The sequence below is a fragment of the Nodosilinea sp. E11 genome (genome assembly GCF_032813545.1).
Classification (GTDB): Bacteria; Cyanobacteriota; Cyanobacteriia; order Phormidesmidales; family Phormidesmidaceae; genus Nodosilinea.
The window spans coordinates 4,277,567-4,294,146 of sequence record NZ_CP136520.1 but is presented as its reverse complement, the minus strand read 5'-3'; the positions used below and the strand labels follow the sequence as shown (position 1 = coordinate 4,294,146).

The 16,580-nt window shown below is 57.6% G+C and carries 12 protein-coding genes and 1 tRNA gene; 8 read left to right on the top strand and 5 right to left on the bottom strand.

What is annotated here, in order from left to right; genetic code table 11:
* Positions 1-14 precede the first annotated feature (14 nt).
* Positions 15-1,832 carry a PAS domain S-box protein gene (locus RRF56_RS21290; RefSeq protein WP_317035161.1) on the bottom strand — a complete coding sequence of 606 codons (1,818 nt, stop codon included), beginning with the start codon at positions 1,830-1,832 and terminating at the stop codon, positions 15-17.
* 154 nt (positions 1,833-1,986) lie between these two features.
* Here RRF56_RS21290 and RRF56_RS21285 point away from each other — a divergent pair, with 154 nt between their 5' ends.
* Positions 1,987-3,933 (top strand): DMT family transporter, encoded by a 1,947-nt coding sequence (locus RRF56_RS21285; protein ID WP_317035160.1) that lies wholly within the window; start codon positions 1,987-1,989, stop codon positions 3,931-3,933.
* Between the two features lie 182 nt (positions 3,934-4,115).
* Here RRF56_RS21285 and RRF56_RS21280 read toward each other — a convergent pair.
* Positions 4,116-4,202 (bottom strand) — tRNA-Ser (locus tag RRF56_RS21280).
* Positions 4,203-4,437: 235 nt separating this feature from the next.
* Between RRF56_RS21280 and RRF56_RS21275 the strand changes: the two genes are divergently transcribed.
* The 6 genes from RRF56_RS21275 (at position 4,438) to RRF56_RS21250 (ending at position 9,588) form a co-directional block, all read left to right on the top strand.
* On the top strand, positions 4,438-4,806 hold the full coding sequence (locus RRF56_RS21275) for a 2Fe-2S iron-sulfur cluster-binding protein (protein ID WP_410510663.1): 369 nt from the start codon (positions 4,438-4,440) through the stop codon (positions 4,804-4,806).
* Between the two features lie 58 nt (positions 4,807-4,864).
* Positions 4,865-5,707, top strand: a complete 843-nt coding sequence (locus RRF56_RS21270; RefSeq protein ID WP_317035158.1) for an inositol monophosphatase family protein — start codon at positions 4,865-4,867, stop codon at positions 5,705-5,707.
* Between the two features lie 148 nt (positions 5,708-5,855).
* Entirely contained in the window at positions 5,856-6,803 is a 948-nt protein-coding gene (locus tag RRF56_RS21265; RefSeq protein ID WP_317035157.1) for a tetratricopeptide repeat protein, read from the top strand.
* Positions 6,803-8,026 carry an ATP phosphoribosyltransferase regulatory subunit gene (locus RRF56_RS21260; protein WP_410510662.1) on the top strand — a complete coding sequence of 408 codons (1,224 nt, stop codon included), beginning with the start codon at positions 6,803-6,805 and terminating at the stop codon, positions 8,024-8,026. Before RRF56_RS21265 ends, RRF56_RS21260 begins: the two co-directional genes overlap by 1 nt.
* Positions 8,027-8,121: 95 nt before the next feature.
* Positions 8,122-8,349, top strand: a complete 228-nt coding sequence (locus RRF56_RS21255; RefSeq protein WP_194052935.1) for an indolepyruvate ferredoxin oxidoreductase subunit alpha — start codon at positions 8,122-8,124, stop codon at positions 8,347-8,349.
* 138 nt (positions 8,350-8,487) lie between these two features.
* Positions 8,488-9,588: a HAMP domain-containing sensor histidine kinase gene (locus RRF56_RS21250; RefSeq protein ID WP_317035155.1), complete on the top strand. Its 1,101-nt coding sequence runs from the start codon at positions 8,488-8,490 to the stop codon at positions 9,586-9,588.
* A gap of 126 nt (positions 9,589-9,714) precedes the next feature.
* On the opposite strand, the gene menD is transcribed toward RRF56_RS21250, so the two are convergent.
* The 3 genes from menD to RRF56_RS21235 form a co-directional block, all read right to left on the bottom strand.
* Complete coding sequence (gene menD, locus RRF56_RS21245; protein ID WP_317035154.1) at positions 9,715-11,472, bottom strand: 2-succinyl-5-enolpyruvyl-6-hydroxy-3-cyclohexene-1-carboxylic-acid synthase; 1,758 nt, start codon at positions 11,470-11,472, stop codon at positions 9,715-9,717.
* A gap of 24 nt (positions 11,473-11,496) precedes the next feature.
* On the bottom strand, positions 11,497-12,933 hold the full coding sequence (locus RRF56_RS21240) for an isochorismate synthase (RefSeq protein WP_317035153.1): 1,437 nt from the start codon (positions 12,931-12,933) through the stop codon (positions 11,497-11,499).
* A 275-nt stretch (positions 12,934-13,208) separates the two neighbouring features.
* The gene (locus RRF56_RS21235; protein ID WP_317035152.1) at positions 13,209-14,921 is read right to left on the bottom strand and encodes a diflavin flavoprotein; all 1,713 of its coding nucleotides are present in this window, start codon (positions 14,919-14,921) and stop codon (positions 13,209-13,211) included.
* A 542-nt stretch (positions 14,922-15,463) separates the two neighbouring features.
* Between RRF56_RS21235 and RRF56_RS21230 the strand changes: the two genes are divergently transcribed.
* On the top strand, positions 15,464-16,492 hold the full coding sequence (locus tag RRF56_RS21230; RefSeq protein WP_317035151.1) for a WecB/TagA/CpsF family glycosyltransferase: 1,029 nt from the start codon (positions 15,464-15,466) through the stop codon (positions 16,490-16,492).
* Positions 16,493-16,580: the final 88 nt, after the last annotated feature.

Sequence of the window (16,580 nt, the reverse complement as noted above, 5' to 3'; positions counted from 1 at the left end):
GCTGGGTTCGCCGGTTAGTTGGGGGGGCGCTGGTTGTCTGGAGCCGGGCGCTCAACGACTGGCAGCCTGACGGTGACGGTGGTGCCCAGGTGGGCAGCCGAGGCGATCGCCAGTTGTCCCTGATGGGCATCAATGATGCGCTTCGTAATCGCTAGGCCCAGGCCGCTACCCGTAGATTTGGTAGTAAAGAACGGCTGGGTCAGTTTGGGCAACACCGTCGGTGGGATCGGCGCACCGCTATTGTGCACGCTAATAGTAACTTGGCCCGTCTCGGGAGGGTGAACCGTCCAGGTGATGGCGTCCTCTGGGGGACAGGCCTCTTGGGCATTGGCGATCAGATTAATAAACACTTGCTTGAGCTTGTCGCGATCGCCCATAACCACGACCGGGGCAACCATAGTCATCACCGTTAGCTGCCCCAAAAGGCTGGCCTGGTTGTGGGCTAAAGATTTGGCCAAATCTTGGATCAAACCGTTGATTTCTACTGGCTCAAGCTCAAGGGTGGGGTCGCGGGAGTAGAGCAAGATCTCGTTAAGTAGTTTTTGCAGACGCTCAGCCTCTTCGAGCGCCAGCTCTAGACGGGCTTGGGCCCGCTCGGGCAGTGGGAGGCTACGAAAAGAATTGAGCCCCAGCAGCACCGTAGTCAGAGGATTGCGCACCTCGTGGACAATCATGGCGGCCAGCTCGCCAATTTCGGCCAGGCGGGCTTGGGCAGCTTCTGAAACTTTGCGATCGCGAATATCTCGCACCAGAGCTAGACCGTAGCGATCGCCCTGGGTTTCGAGCAGCCCCAAACGCACCTCGACTGGAAAGCCAGTGCCATCTTTGCGCTGGTGCCAACCCTCTCGGGTTTGGGGTGCCCCCGGTTGCAACTGTTGCCAAAGTGCCTCAAAGTCGGCCTGGCTATAGGTGGTTTGAATATCGACCACAGACAGGTCGAGCAGCTCATCTCGACTGTAGCCCAGGCTATCGCAGGCATTCTGGTTGACATCTACTATCTGACCGGCAGCATTAATCACAAAAAAGGCATCTGCTGCCTGCTCCACCAGGGTGCGAAACCGGGTCTCGCTTTGCTTGCGGATAGCTACGGCAGCGGTAATTTGCCCAAACATCTGTTCAAAGGCCGCGATCACATCGCCCAGCTCATCGGCGCGGGCATAAAGAAGTGACTCAAAGGCCAGAGCTTGGGGGTCGCGGTCGTCGCCAATAGCGCGACCCGCCGTGAGCAAATCTTGGCGCAACAGCATGATTGGTTTAATCACCAGACGGCGCAGCACGACTAGAGTGGCCCCGGTCACAAACACCGAGATGATCACGACTAGCCCAGTAATACGGCCAATGAAGGCAAAAAACTCCTGCTGCACCCAACCGGCATCATGACGCACCACCAGCACATAGCGATCGCGCAGGGGAGGCATATCCCAGGGGGCATCGTAGCGGTTTTGGCGGCGATAATAGCGGCCGTTACCCCGCTGGCTTTCGGCCAAGGTTAGCTGGGGAGGTTCGCCAAAACGACCGACCCTGGTGCCATCCAGGTCATAGATAGCACCGCCCAAAATGACATGGCTAGTCTGAATACCTTGGAGATACTCGACCAGCATCTCGTCCTGCAAGTTAGCCAAGGTAGCGGCATCGAGTCGCCCCAGCGCCTGGGCCGTAGAGAGCGATCGCAGATAGTTCAACAGCTCCCGTTCACGCCGCAGCACCGAGGGCACCAGAATTACCACCTCAATCACAACAATGCTTACAAAGACCCAGTAGGCAATGCGTTTAGAGAGCCTAGCCTGAAGAAATTCGCCGATGGATTGCAGCGATGGGCTCACCCTGGCCATCTTAAATCTGGCGTTACTAGAGATCTTTTTCAGTTTTTTGAGCACAATACTAGCATTCGTAATGCCGTAGCCGGATGAAGGGGCGATCGCTCCTCTTGGTTAGACTACATCCTGGGATATGGCAAGATGACCGCATCGCTAGAGACAGATAACCATGGGGCCTGCTGACTACCAACCCGATTCTCCCATCCTGCGCCCTAACGCCTCTACCGAGGCCCAGTCTGCTGAGGCTATTTTGCAGGCATTAGGACAAGACTTAGACACCCTTCGCCATCAAGTCTCTGGCCATCTGTCGGCCGATATTGCCCATCTGCAAGCCCACAAGCAGCGACTGATGGCCGACATCGAAGCCCTCGAAGGCGACTTTGAGAGTCTCCAAAGCCAGCATCGGCAGCTACAAACCACCTACAGTGCTGCTCTTACCGAGCAACAAATTACTCAGCAGCAGGCATGGGCCAAGCGTCTGGCCGTAGCGTTAGCCACCCATCTCCAGGGGCGACTCGAAGCGGCATTGACCAATCCGGCGGCGCTTCAGGCGGCTCTGCCCCCCCCGGAGGTTCTAGCCCCGCTTACCCATACAAGTCAGGGGGTGAGCGCCCTCGATGCCACCCTCCAGAGCACCCTGGCGTCGCTACAGCACGATTTAACCAGCTACCACAGCAGCCTCTCCCAGCAAATCAACCGTATGCAGACCCTAGAGCAGCAGGGAGAAGCCCTGCTCGAGGCATTGGTCGGTCGGCTGAGCCAGCAGCTGCAAACCCAGATGGTGCCGCCCCCCGCCGCTAGGCATGGATATAGCGCTTCTCCCCTTCGACCTAGCGCTGGAGAGGCCGTAACAGGGCAAGCCCTCTCCGGTAGACCCTATCGCGGGCCACAGCCAACAGCAGCCTACCCTAGCTCAGGCCCAGCCCAAACGGCATCGCCCCCCCCGAGCGGGTTACAACAGCCACCGTGGCCTACCGCTGCGCCCAGCTCACCGGGGGGGAAGGTTGAGTCTGCTCCCCGGCCCGAACGGGGAGCAGGTTCTGGTGCTCTAGTTGGGAGCGATCGCCTACCCACCGCCGCCCAGCTCCAGATGGGGCTGCTGATGGTCGTGCTTTCTACCCTGGCGCTGTCGATGCACAACGTAGTCGTCGGCGTTATTGGCTATGGTGGGCAATTTTTGGGCCGCATTCCCATTGAGGGGGTTCTGCCCTTAACTATCCCTAACTCACTGCTGCTGCTGTGGCTACGCATGGTAGTGGTTGTGCCCCTGCTGGCTCTATTAGCCCCCCGCCTGTATCCGTCGGTGGGCAATGATCTGCGACAACTGTTTCGAAGCCCCGACAAGCGCCCGTTGATGCAGGTGGTGGCCAGCGGCGGCTTCCTATTTTTGTCTCAGGTGCTGATCTATAAGGCGATCGCCGATATCGGCCCAGGAGTCGCCGTGACGCTGCTGTTTATGTATCCGTTGATTACGGTACCCCTGGCCTGGTTTTTGTTTGGCGATCGGCCCACCTCGCTGCGTTTAGTCGTCATGTTTGCCATCACCATGGGTATTGTATTTACGGCTCTGCCGCGAATTTATACCGATCTCAGTGGGAATAGCGTCTCGCTGTGGGGAGTAGGGGCTGCCCTATTGTCTAGCATTGCCTTTGCCCTGTTTCTAATAGCCATGCAGCTGAGCTTTAAGCGACTGCACCCGGTGTCGGTGAGCCTGCTTCAGTTCTCGACCATTTTTATTCTGACCAGCCTGATTTTAATTATTGGTTCATTCTTTGGGCTCGACCCCGGTGAACCCAGCAGCGCTTTGGGTCTCTACAGCGGTGCGGGGCTGCTGGGGTTACTCACCCTGCTGGGGTATCTGTTTAATAACTATGGTGTCAAGCTGCTGGGGGCTTCGCAGGCATCGATCGTGGCGGCAAGCGGGCCAGTGGTGACGGCCATCTTGGCTTACCTGATTACCCCCGGCGAGAAATCGACCCTGATGTTTATTCAATGGATGGGGGTGATTTTAGTCACCCTTGGGGTAATTTCCCTGAGCCTTGAACGACTGGCTAGCCAGCGCATGCAGGCCCGACGACGCAGCGCTGTACCCGCTAACACCGGCCAATGGCCCTAGCCTTAGCTTTAAGGAGATTTCTAGAAAAGAAGCTCCTCACTGTATGCGCCGACTGTAGCCACCCTAGGTTGGGGCACTGTCCACCATGAGGGAGAACGTTTCCCAGAAGTGCCTAAGGGTCCTCTAAGGAGGACCAACCTGAGACTGTAAACACAGCATCTCAGGGGAAGTATCGTCTAAAACGGAGAGAGAGGGATTCGAACCCTCGTTAGAGTCACCCCTAAACAGCATTTCCAGTGCTGCGCCTTCAACCGCTCGGCCATCTCTCCAGGGAGCGGTTCATCACCGCTGAGACGCTATCGTAGCAAACAATGGGACGAGATAACAGAGGTCGGTGCAGTTTCTAGATAGATTCAGCATTTAAATCGGCCTCGGTCAGTTTGCCCCAGGGGAATTTTTCGTGAGAGCATAGCAAGGGCATGGGCAAGCCTGAGCGCCATTGCTGTGCTGCGATCGCGCCCCAACCGCTTGTTTACCCTATCTTTGCCCCACCTGACTGTCGCTATGACCCGCACCCACACCGTCACCATCCACCATCGCCAAACCGGTCGTATTTTCACTGTAGAGGTTCCCGAAGACCGCTACATTCTTCAATTTGCTGAAAGCCAAGGGGTTGAGCTGCCCTTTGCCTGCCGCAATGGGGCTTGCACCACCTGCGCCGTGCGCCTGCTAGCTGGGGAAGTGGAGCAGCCCGAGGCCATGGGGCTTTCCCCTGACCTGCGTAAGCAGGGCTACGCACTGCTGTGCGTCAGCTATCCCCGCAGCAACATTCAGGCCGAAACTCAGGATGAAGACGAGGTCTACGAGCTTCAGTTTGGTCGGTACTTTGGCAAGGGTAAAATTCGCCGTGGCCTTCCCTTGGAAGAAGACTAGCGGATTGTTTGTCCCGGCGGTTATGAGCAGCGTCCATTTCATCTCAACCTAGTTTTTCATGGCGATTCCCCTTCAGTCTGATTTGCAACGCTGGCTCGACAGCGCCACCGAAGCCGCCCTGGCTGCCGGAGCCGTGCTCCAGCACCACTGGGGTAACCTGACGAGCATTGACGAAAAGGGGCGATCGGGTGATTTAGTTACCGAAGCCGACCGAGGGGCTGAAGCTGCGGTGATGGCCGTACTCCAGCGCCACCTACCCAACGAACACGGCATTTTGGCTGAAGAGTCAGGGGCTGGAGGCAACCCCAATGCCACGTTGCTGTGGGCCATTGACCCCCTAGATGGCACCACCAACTATACCCATCAGTACCCCTTTTGTGCCGTATCTATCGGCCTACTGGCGGAAGGAGAGCCTGTGCTGGGGGTGATCTATGACCCCATTCATCACGATTTATTTCGCGCCGCCACTGGCCTAGGGGCCACCCTTAACCGCCGCCCCATTCACGTATCAGCCACCAAGCAGCTGGCCCAAAGTCTGCTAGTGACTGGCTTTGCCTACGATCGCCGTGAAACCCCCGACAACAACTACGCCGAATTTTGCCACCTCACCCACCTCACCCAAGGGGTACGTCGGGGTGGATCCGCTGCCATCGACCTGGCCTATGTTGCCTGTGGCCGCCTCGACGGCTACTGGGAACGGGGCCTTTCGCCTTGGGATATTGCCGCCGGTATTGCTCTGGTACGCGAGGCGGGCGGACAGGTGACCGCTTACGATGGCAGTACGTTGGAAGTAATGAGTGGTCGTCTACTGGCCACCAATGGCCATATTCACTCGGTTATGAGCCATACGCTGGGGCAGATTAAACCCTTAACTCTACCGCTCTTAGATCTACCTACCTAAGCTCGGAGCCAGCATCTAGTCAGCGCCAAACTCAATAAAACGCCATCGAGATGGTTAAACTTAGTTTGGCTGAGTACAGTAAGAACATTTAACTCAGTGATTTAACTTGTGTCTTATGTCCCCTGAGCCATCCCTCGGGTAAGCGACCATGAAACCAGATCAAGGGCTGTTTCAATTTGACTTTGACGACCATCATGCAGTGTTGGGGGTTCCCATTACCGCCGATGCTAAGGCCGTGCGCAAGCGTTACCTAGCGATTGCCCGCAAGCTGCATCCCGACAGTTTGTCCGGGGCGACCGCCACGCAGGCCCAGCAGGCCAGCGACGTGCTTTCGAAACTGGTCAACCCCGCCTACGAAGCCCTCAGCCAAGAGAAATCGAGTACTGAGCATGCGCTGGTGCTCAAGCTCAAGGGACAATCTCTACGCCAAACTGGCACAGCACCGCCGGTGACCTCAGCCCTAGCTCAAGATTTGCTCAAAGCGGCCCACATCGACGCCGCCTATCGCCAGGCGGTCAGCGGCCTGGCCGAGCGTCAGTTTGACCAGCTAGAGGTAGTCTCTAAGGTGATGGGCGAACTGAGCGAACTCAATCTGGTTTATCTGTACCGCAGTAGTGCTAGCGATCGCACTTCCAGCAGCCAGCCGGCCCGCCAGACACAGGCTCGGCCCAATACTCCGACAACGACGGCATCGCCGCTCCCTCGACAAAACCAGGCCGCCATTTTAGACAGCTATATCAACCGTGCCCAGGAATACGAGCAAAACAAAGACTATAGCCGCGCCATTCTAGAGCTGCGAGAGGCGGTTAAAACTTATCCGCACAATGGTGCCTGCCACAGCTACCTTGCCATGCTTTACTTCAAGGCTGGCCAGAGCACTATGGCCCGTATTCATGCCAAGCGCGCCCTCGAGATCAACCCTAATGATGAGCGGGCTAGCCAAATACAGGCCCGCGTCGACAAAGCCAGCGGCGGATCAACCACGGGCTCAGCTAAGCCCTCCACCGCCAAGGGCGCTAACCCCAAGACCTCTGACCCCAAATCCTCTGATCGGGGCGGCGGTTTCTTTGGACTATTTGGAGGCAAGAAAAAATGATGACCTACCAACCTCCTACCGGAGCCCGTGACCTACTCCCCCTCGATGTTGCCCAAAAACACTGGATTGAAAATCGCCTAGAACAGGTCTTTCAGCGCTGGGGTTATCACCGCATTATTACCTCGACGGTAGAGCGCATGGACACGCTGATGGCCGGCGGTGCCATTGACCAGGCAGCGGTGATCGAACTTCAGCCCTCCGGGGGCATGCACCTGGGGCTGCGGCCGGAGCTCACTGCGTCCATTGCCCGCACCGCCGTGACCCGCCTGGCGCGGGTTACCTATCCCCAGCGGCTGTACTACAACGCCAACGTGTTTCGCCAAGCCGCCACGGGCAGTCACGGCGGCCAACAAGAGTTTTACCAGGCTGGAGTTGAGCTCTTAGGCGCAGGAGCAACCGTAGCCGATGCCGAGATGCTGCTGCTGCTCCTAGACAGCCTACAAAACCTTCACCTCGACGGCTGGTGCCTGATTTTAGGCGATGCCCAACTGACTCAGGCCCTGCTCACGCCCTTTGCCCCCGAGCAGCGTCAGCCTGTACGTCAGGCCCTGGCCGCCCTTGACCGGGTGGCCCTAGAGGGGCTCGACCTGCCCCCAGATCTGCGCCAACACGCCCTCGCCCTGCTGGACTTGCGGGGTCACCCTGAGGATGTGCTGCAATCGTTAGGGCAATTGCCCTTAGAAGCCGACACCCAAACGGCTGTAGAGCGCCTTAAGTCTTTGGTGGCCATGGTGCGGGAGGTGACTAAATCTCAGGCGATCGCCCTCACCTTAGACCTCAGCCTCATTCAACCCTTTGACTATTACACTGGCCTAGTGTTTGAGGTAGTCAGCGGTCCTGAGCAAGGGTGCCAGGTTTTGGGCCAAGGGGGCCGCTACGACCACTTACTAGCCGTATTTCAAGGGCAGGGCGAGGGCTTTCCCGGCATTGGGTTTGTGTTGAATATTGAGGCGCTGCATCAGGTGCTGCTGCCCACCGGACATCTGCCCCAAGATACGCCCCCCAGCGACTGGCTGGTAGTACCCACTGTGCCGCAGGCCGCCGCCGCCGCCTTTACCTACGCCCAAACGCTGCGAGCCTCTGCTAGTGTAGTGCGCGCTGAGGTCCACCTGGCCCCAGACGAACCGGCTGCGGCCACCCGTGACCTGGCTCGCCAGCGCCGTATTAGCCGCATCGCCTGGATTAGTCCCGACGGGTTGCCAGATATTGAAGCCCTGCACTAACGTGAGGGATGGTTGCCGCCCCGGCTAAGTTCCCCCTGGGGAAAGGCGTAACGGGTAGGGGCAACCTAACCGTTCTATGCCCCTAAGGAGAGATTGTGGCCCACACCATTGTGACTAACGTCTGTGAAGGAGTCGCCGACTGCGTCGATGCTTGCCCAGTCGCCTGCATTCACGAAGGCCCCGGCAAAAATACCAAGGGCACTGACTGGTACTGGATCGACTTTTCGACCTGTATTGACTGTGGCATTTGCCTTCAAGTGTGCCCAGTTGAAGGGGCTATTTTGCCCGAGGAACAACCTGACTTGCAAAACACTCCTGCGTAGTCTGGTCTAGCCTAGGGATTGACCTGGCCATTCACCAACCGGGGTGGCAGTTGCTATACTGGCACCTCAAACCAGCGTTGTAGCCCACCCGTTTGCTGTGGGCGAAGCCCTAGGCTAAATCTCAAGATTGTCTGTGCTATGGCCAAAGTTAGCCTGCGAAGTCGGCTGTTTCTATCTCACCTGGCGGTGATGGGAATCGGCATTTTGACCCTGGCCATTATTGGGCGGCTCTACACGCCCCGTCTCTTTGTCATTTCCCTAGAGCGTTACGAGAATGGGGTGCTGAGTGTACAGCGCCGCACTCAGCTGGTAAAGGGGTTTGAAGCCGCCTGGAGCCGAGGCATGCTGTGGGCAATTTTAGTCGGAGGCAGCACGTCCGGGGGGCTCAGTTACCTAGTATCGCGACGGATTATTCGCCCCCTTGACCAGATGACCGAGGTGACGCGATCGTTTGCAGCGGGCCATCTCAATGAGCGCGTACCACCCTCAGAGATTTTAGAAATTCAGCGGTTAGCTAGCAGCTTTAACCGCATGGCAGCAGACCTGGAAGGCGTAGAAGAACACCGCCGCGAGCTAATTGGTGATTTGACCCACGAGTTGCGCACCCCGCTCACCATCATCCATGGCTATCTGGAGGGGTTGGCCGACGGCACTGTCACTCCAGAACCCGAGCTTTACCAGCGACTAGCCGGAGAGACGACGCGCCTGCAACGACTGGTTAACGACCTCCAAGAACTGTCAAAGCTGGAGGCGGGTTACCTGCCCATTCAAGCCCAATCAGTGAATTTGTGTCCTCTGTTGACCGCTCTGGTGCGGCCCTTTGCCGATCAGTTTGTCAGCACCGATCGCGTCGTGATTACCCTGCAGTGCGAGCCCGACCTGCCGCTAGCCTACGCTGATCCCAGCCGTATTGAGCAAATTGTGATCAACCTGCTGGGCAACGCCCTGCGCTACACCGAGAAAGGAGCGGTAACCGTGAATGCCTGGGCCCAAACCGGTCGAATTTATGTCAGCGTGGCGGACACCGGCATTGGCATTGCGGAGGAAGATGTACCCTACGTCTTTGAGCGGTTTTGGCGGGCCGATCGCTCCCGTAACCGCAGCTCTGGTGGTACCGGCTTGGGCCTAACCATCTGCCGCCGCCTAGTGGAGGTGCAGGGAGGCAAAATTGAGGTTAAGAGCGAGATCGGTCAGGGAAGTGAGTTTACCTTTTGGCTGCCCCAGGCCAAGAGCAGTTAATACCGAATCCGACTGCCATACACCCGATACCCAACCGGTCAACCTGTAGGGGCGTTGGCATAGCCTGGCCGCAGGCCTTACCGCCGTTCGCCCAAAGGACTGATCCACCAACTTGAGTCCAGAGTTCTAGAGCGTTGGGGGTGGCGTGAGCAGAGTTTGGCGAATTCTGTGGGACTGCTTGCGATCGCACCGTACCTCCAGCAGCCGCACCCCGCGCTCGGGCAGGCTACTCACGCTAGATTCTAACTGTGCCCAGGTTTCGACTCGCTCGTAGCTCACTCCATAGGCCGCACAAAGGCGGTTGAGGTCTACGGTTTGAGGGGTGGCAAAGAACTCTTCAAACCAGGTTGCTTCGGGGGTATCCAGGGTAGCAATGGGTAAACGCTCAAAGATACCTCCTCCCCGATTATTGACCACCACCACGGTTAGGTGCCCCCGCAGACGGGGGACACTGAGCCAGCCATTGGTATCGTGCAGCAGCGCCAGATCGCCCGTCAGGAGCACCGTGGGAGGGCCACCGTGGGCCATGCCTAGGGCCGTCGAGAGGGTGCCATCAATGCCGTTAGCGCCCCGGTTGCAATAGGGACGAATGCCGCGATCGCCCGGTGGCCAAAACCATTCCACATCGCGGATCGGCATACTGTTGGCAATCATCAGCGGAGTATCTGACGGCAGGCAGCGGGCCAGTAGCCAGGGCACCTTGCCCTCAAAAGGGTAGGCCACCGCCGCCAAGGTCGTGTCTAAATGGGCGCGTAGGGTCGCCTCTAGGGTCAACCACTGCTCGCGGTAGGGGGTCGCCAGCATCGACTCAGCGGGAGGCAGCGCCCGCGTCAGCGCCTCTAGGGTCAAGGGCACCACTGTGGTCGGGCCATGGAGAGGGTCGAGATTTGTGCCTGCGGCATCCACCACCCAACGACGGGGCTGAGTGGATTGTAACCAAGCACGCAGCCGTTTACTGGTCGGCAGGGCACCCAGCTGAATCACCTGATCTGGCACCAGATCGGCTGCCCAGGTCGGCTGCCCCAGAGCCAGGTCGTAGGTGGTCACTAACCAGGGGTTGAGCGCCGCCCCATTGCGCAGCGGAGACAGCCCCTCGGCCAGCACGGGCCAGCCTAGCGTAGCGGCAAGCGCTGCAACCGCCTTACAGTAAGCCAGTGGATCGACCGGTTGGGCTGGGCCAGCAATGATCAGGCCGCGATCGCACCCTTGCCATGTCTCGAACTCTGGCCAAGTTACCCCCGGCACAGCCCGGGGCACAGGTACAGGCATCGCCGCCAGAAAGTCGTCATTGAGCTTATCCTCTAAAGAGAGCAAAGATATCGCCGAGGCCTCAGCCACAGGAGCTAGGGGGTCGCGAAACGGGCAGTTGAGGTGCACTGGCCCAGCCACAGGATAGAGCGATCGCCCCCAGGCCTGCACCAGGGTTTGCCGCAGGTAGCGCAACATTTCTGTCTCAGCCACTGGCAGCGCCAGCTCCGCATACCAGGTGGGGAAAGTACCAAACAGTCGCTGCTGGTCGATGGTCTGCCCCGAGGCGCAGTCGCGCAGCTCCGGGGGGCGATCGGCCGTCAACACCAGCAGCGGTAAACGGCTTTCTCGGGCTTCAATCACCGCAGGATAGTAGTTGGCCCCAGCGGTGCCAGAAGTGCAGACCAGCGCCACGGGCTGCCCCGTCCGTCGGGCTATGCCCAAAGCAAAAAATGCCGCCGAGCGCTCGTCTAGTACCGGTACAGCCTCAATCTCAGGCTGCATCACCAGGGCCACCGTCAGCGGTGTAGACCGAGAGCCGGGAGAAATCACCGCTGTTTTGAGCCCCAACCGAGCCAAGGTAGTCGCCAGTACCGAGGCCCACAGAGTATTGGTATTGCGAAAATCAAAGGTCATAGCTTAAAAACAGGGGCAGGTAGCCTACACCAGCGACTCGCCCAGGGCGCGCAGCTTGAGCTTAATTTCAGCCCATTCGCGATCGGGGTTAGACCCTGCCACAATACCAGCCCCAGCGTAGAGACGCACCCAGGTATCCGCCACTAAGGCCGAGCGAATGCCCACGATAAACTCGCTGTCGCCATTGGCCCCAACCCAGCCCAACGGAGCTGCGTACAAGCCGCGATCAAAGTCTTCAAACCGCAAAATTTGGGCACAGGCCTCTCGGGTAGGTACCCCGGCCACAGCCGGAGTTGGGTGCAGTGCCTCGACAATTTGCAGCGGATGAATATGGCGAGGCACCCTAGCCCACATCGGCGTATGCAAATGCTGAATATTCGAAAGCCGCCGCACCCTGGGCAGAGGTTGATGCTGGGGCCGCAACCCTACCCCTTGCAGCTGTCGCGCCAGGAACTCGACCACCAGCTGGTGTTCGCCCCGTTCCTTTGGGTTGTGCAGCAAACCCTCCGCTAAACGGTCATCCTGCGTAGTGGCCGTTCCCCGCGGGGCCGACCCCGCCAGCGCATCGGTAATCAGCTGCCCCTGGGTAAGACTTAGCAAACGCTCTGGACTGGCCCCCATAAAGGTTTTGCCGTTGCCCTGACCAACCGAAAAAATGTGGCAGTCAGGGTAACGCTGCCGGAGGCGACCTAAAGCCGCTAGGGGCTGAAAAGGTTCGGTACTGCCCCAATCCAGAGCGTGGGCCAGCACAATTTTTTGGACTGGATGCTGGGTCATGTGGCCTAGGGCACGACTGACCGCCGTTCTAAACTGTTGCCCAGCTTCAGCGGCTGGTTGTACCGGCGGCATGGTTGAGGGCAGAGGGTCTCGCCAAGCCAGGGTGCCCAGACGTTCTATAGCCCGTAGCTGATCGGCCAGCGCATCAATCAGGGCAGCGGCATCGGTGGTGGCCGTCACCAGGCGGTTCATGGTTAGCACCCCCTGACACCCTTGGTGCACCAGTTGCCACTCAGGCAACACCACCGTCGCGGCAGGGAATCCAGCCGAATCTCCTTGGGAGTCAGCGAAAAAAGTAAACGCGCAAAAAAACCGAGACCAGTTGGCCCCGCCCGGGGCGATGGCTTCCCCAGATTCGTCATAACAGCGCGTTTTGCCGCGCCACTGCTCAATGAATCGACGCGCTTGGGCAAATCGGTAAGGCCCAGCGGTTTCGTACACCAGGGCCGTCCCAAAGCCAACCACTGACCTCTGAGCCTCAGGGTTTTCGAGGTAGAGGTGGCGATCGCAGCTGGGTGCTAATCGAGACAGCACCAGCAAAGGATCTACAGGCGGAATATCAAAACTCAGAGTCACCAACTGGGGCTGATGACTCTGCCTGGCCTGGCTGAGCCAGCGTTCTAAAAACCGGTACGCCGATTGCAGGGTTTGACCGCGATCGGAGCAGTGGGAAACAGCGGGCATAAACCTTGGAATTTTAAAGCGGTTTGCTTAACGTCATGGAAAACCGGTGGCCAAATTGTGCCAGACCGGTCCGGCGGTTGAGGCCCTAAAACCCAAACTACCAGCACCACGACCCAATCCAACCTGGCCCTTGAGCCTAGGATCTGGCCCCCAGGGAGATCAAACAGAGGGCTGAAAAGTGCTCCAGTTAAGCCACTCAGCCCCCTAACCAGTATCCTTACTCGTAGCATATTCAGTTGTAGCCTAGCCACTTGAGCGTCAGTCGTTCACGCAGCTTAATAGTGAGTGCCGGTGCGGCGATGGTGAATAGCCGTTTTAGCGTTACCATCAAGCACGCGTCCAGCCTCCACGGTGGCGTACACCAGCCAGTGATCACCGCACTCCATCCGCTGAGCGACAGTGCACTCCAGGTAGGCGATCGCCTCAGCCAAAATCGGCGCACCGTTCTCCGCCACATCGATCTCTAGATCGGCAAAGCGGTCTTCGCCGGGGGCAAAGGGCTTCAAAAAATGCTTCATCGGTCCTAGATGACGACCCTCCGCTAAAATATTCAGCACAAAGGAGCTGCCGGGATACAACAACGACTCGATCGCCCGATCTTTGGCCACCGCCACCGTAAAGCCTGGGGGCGTAAACGAGGCTTGAGACACCCAGGACGCCAGCATGGCACTTGACACCTCACCTTGGCGAGCCGTCACAATACACAGCGCCCCCACAATTCGCCCCACCGCCTGTTCTACTGCCGAGGCCGGGGTGCGGGGCTGCTTAGCCCGCTTAGCCTTTTTCAAGCCTTGGGCAAAGTCTGTACCCACTTCTTCACAGTATTTAAGCGTGACATCGGTGGGCTTAAACTTGACCCGAATAGGCTCAAAGGCCAGGCTATAGCCCCCATCTTTGAGCTTGCTCTCCAGCAGGTCAATCGCCTCACCGCTCCAGCCAAAGGAGCCAAACACTCCGGCCGGTTGGGCCTTAGAGGCAGTTGACAGCACAATGCCTAGGGCCGTCTGCATTGGGGTGGGCGCATGGCCACCGAGAGTCGGTGACCCCATTAAAAATCCAGCGGAGTTTTCTACCGCCTCTTTAATATCGTCAGGGCTCGCTTGCTCAGCATTAATGGCCTCCACCGCTACCCCTGACTTGGTGATACCCCGGGCAAGCGCCTGGGCAATGGTGGCTGTATTCCCGTAGGCTGAAGCGTAGATTAGTGCCACCGAGAGGTCTTGAGCCGTTTGGGCCTCACTCCAGTCGCGATAGCTCTGAAATAGCTCATGGGGACTGTAACGCACCACCGGCCCATGGCCCGGCGCAATGATCTGAAAGGACAACGCCGCCAGCCTGCCCAAGGCTCCTTGTACCTGTCGGGTGCTAGCTGCAAACAGGCAATCAAAATAGTAGCGCCGATCTTCTAACAGATCGGTCCAGCTCAGATCAAAGACCGATTCATCACAGCGGTGCGCCCCAAAAAACTTATCGGTGTACAGCACCCTAGAGTAGGGGTCAAAGGTGGATAGCCCACCAGGATAGCGGGGCGTAGGAATCAGTTCAAAGGTTAGATGATGCCCCTGCCCCAGATCTAGACTGTCTTCGCCACTGCGTATCACCCGCAGCCGAGGCGAGGCATCGGGCAGCAAATCTCTCAGAGCCAGAGCCGCTGGATTAGAGCATACTACTGTCACTTCTGGCAATCGCTTCAGCAAGATCTTTAAGGTCTCAACCCGGTTGGGGTTAATGTGCCCCAGAATAATGTAGTTGAGCTGATATAAGTCGATATGCCGCTCTAGGGCCGCTAAAAACACCTCATTAAAGGATTCGCCAGGGGGATCGATCAGGGCTGTGCGATCGCCCTGGATGAGATAGCTGTTGGCGGTAGTACCTCGTTCTAGAGCGTACTCAATTTCAAAGCGTAGACGGTTCCAACTGCGGCAGCGCAGCACAGTCGTGCCAGCCGCCATGGCATAAAGCTGAACATCGCGAGGAAGGAAGGTCATGGGCAACGGTGACAGAAGGATTTGAGCGCCGCGTGGGTAACCTGTACGAAGTCAGGCGCGCCCTTAGCTCAAGCTAAGGGTACGGAACAGAGCAGGGGGCCTCTGCTGCAATTCTAGAGGATTGAGGCCAGCATCTTGTCGACAACTGCCATAGACACCTAAGCCTCCGTGGGCTACGGCGTACACTCAAGCAGCTTTACAGAGGTATTCAGCTTTTGTGAACTCTAACCATAATCTCCGTGATTTCTCGCACCCTACCCTAGGATGAACAAGATTACTCAGATACGGATATAGCGGTTTCCACACCTAACGTAAGCTTTGCCTTTGGTGTCATTCGGCAAGGGATATTTTATGAATATACAGCGTAGTTATACGGAAATAACTGGTCGTTTTTATCACACTCAGTTAGCGTGTAACAACAAATGCATCTGCCCGAGCGAATGGGCCATCGAGAGTTGATGTGTGGAGTTGGATGCGGGCCCTTAGACCGCTCCAGCGCAGGTTAATGACTATCTCTCTGGTTCTTGAGGTTGGATAATTCTATGGAGTTACAGTCTACTGGACAGTTTTTTACGCCAGGTAGCAACAGAGCCACAGAGGAGTTGATAGACGCCAGTGGTTTACAGCCCGAGGTAAGCTCAATTTCCTCAGAAGTACTAGTAGAAGTACTACCAGGCGAGACCAGCTCCGCGCCAAAACAGTCGGTGCCTGCCGAAGATGTGCAGCAGCTTTACCGCCAGTTTCGCAAGGCTGCCCTTGAGTCTACGGCGCGAGAACTGCGTAAGCAGCAGGCGCAGCGTATTCAGGGTCAAGTCGAAATTCTCAACATTCCCATCGACAATATTTCAGTTAGCGATTTTTTGAGTCAGCTCAAGCAGGGTGTGGTCTTCACCCCCAACGTCGATCACCTGATGAAACTTCAGAAAGACGTGGACTTTGTCAAGGCCTATAGTAAGGCTGACTATCGCGTCTGCGACAGCCAGGTTCTGATGTTTGCCTCCAAGTTTCTGGGGACACCGATCAAAGCCAAGATTTCTGGTTCAGATCTGTTTCCCATGTTCTGTGAGCATCACCGTCACAATGAGGCCATCAAGATCTTTCTCATGGGTGGGGCTGAAGGGGTAGCTGACCAGGCGCTGGCCCGGATCAATGCCCGCATTGGCCGGGAGATTGTGGTGCAGGCCCACTCCCCATCCTTTGGCTTTGAAAAGGACGAGGCTGAGTGCGATCGCATTCTAGAGATGATCCGCCAGTCACCGGCCAACGTTCTAGTCGTGGGTGTGGGTGCCCCAAAACAGGAAAAGTGGATCGCTAAGTACCGCGATCACCTGCCCAACATTGATATCTTTCTGGCCGTCGGGGCTGCCATTGACTTTGAGGCGGGCAATAAGCCCCGTGCCCCTCAGTTGATCAGCGATTTGGGCTTAGAGTGGCTTTACCGCTTGAGCACCGAGCCGGGCCGGTTATGGAAACGCTATCTGTTAGACGATTTTCCCTTCCTCTGGTTAGTAGGTCGAGAGCGCCTAGCCCGCCTGTTACGCAAGCCAGCCGCTGAGGACACCTACAAATAGGTCAGGTAGAAACCATAGATGGGCAACGACCAAACCGGTGTCCAGCGGCCCTGCTAGCCAACGAGGTCGTAGTCGAAACTTTAAGTAG

Excerpts from the sequence above, each read along its gene's own strand:
- RRF56_RS21270 (WP_317035158.1), top strand. The coding sequence starts at position 4,865 with ATGGCGATTCCCCTTCAGTCTGATTTGCAACGCTGGCTCGACAGCGCC.
- RRF56_RS21235 (WP_317035152.1), bottom strand. The coding sequence starts at position 14,921 with ATGACCTTCCTTCCTCGCGATGTTCAGCTTTATGCCATGGCGGCTGGC.
- RRF56_RS21240 (WP_317035153.1), bottom strand. The coding sequence starts at position 12,933 with ATGCCCGCTGTTTCCCACTGCTCCGATCGCGGTCAAACCCTGCAATCG.
- menD (WP_317035154.1), bottom strand. The coding sequence starts at position 11,472 with ATGACCTTTGATTTTCGCAATACCAATACTCTGTGGGCCTCGGTACTG.
- RRF56_RS21285 (WP_317035160.1), top strand. The coding sequence starts at position 1,987 with ATGGGGCCTGCTGACTACCAACCCGATTCTCCCATCCTGCGCCCTAAC.
- RRF56_RS21290 (WP_317035161.1), bottom strand. The coding sequence starts at position 1,832 with ATGGCCAGGGTGAGCCCATCGCTGCAATCCATCGGCGAATTTCTTCAG.
- RRF56_RS21230 (WP_317035151.1), top strand. The coding sequence starts at position 15,464 with ATGGAGTTACAGTCTACTGGACAGTTTTTTACGCCAGGTAGCAACAGA.
- RRF56_RS21260 (WP_410510662.1), top strand. The coding sequence starts at position 6,803 with ATGACCTACCAACCTCCTACCGGAGCCCGTGACCTACTCCCCCTCGAT.
- RRF56_RS21265 (WP_317035157.1), top strand. The coding sequence starts at position 5,856 with ATGAAACCAGATCAAGGGCTGTTTCAATTTGACTTTGACGACCATCAT.
- RRF56_RS21250 (WP_317035155.1), top strand. The coding sequence starts at position 8,488 with ATGGCCAAAGTTAGCCTGCGAAGTCGGCTGTTTCTATCTCACCTGGCG.
- RRF56_RS21275 (WP_410510663.1), top strand. The coding sequence starts at position 4,438 with ATGACCCGCACCCACACCGTCACCATCCACCATCGCCAAACCGGTCGT.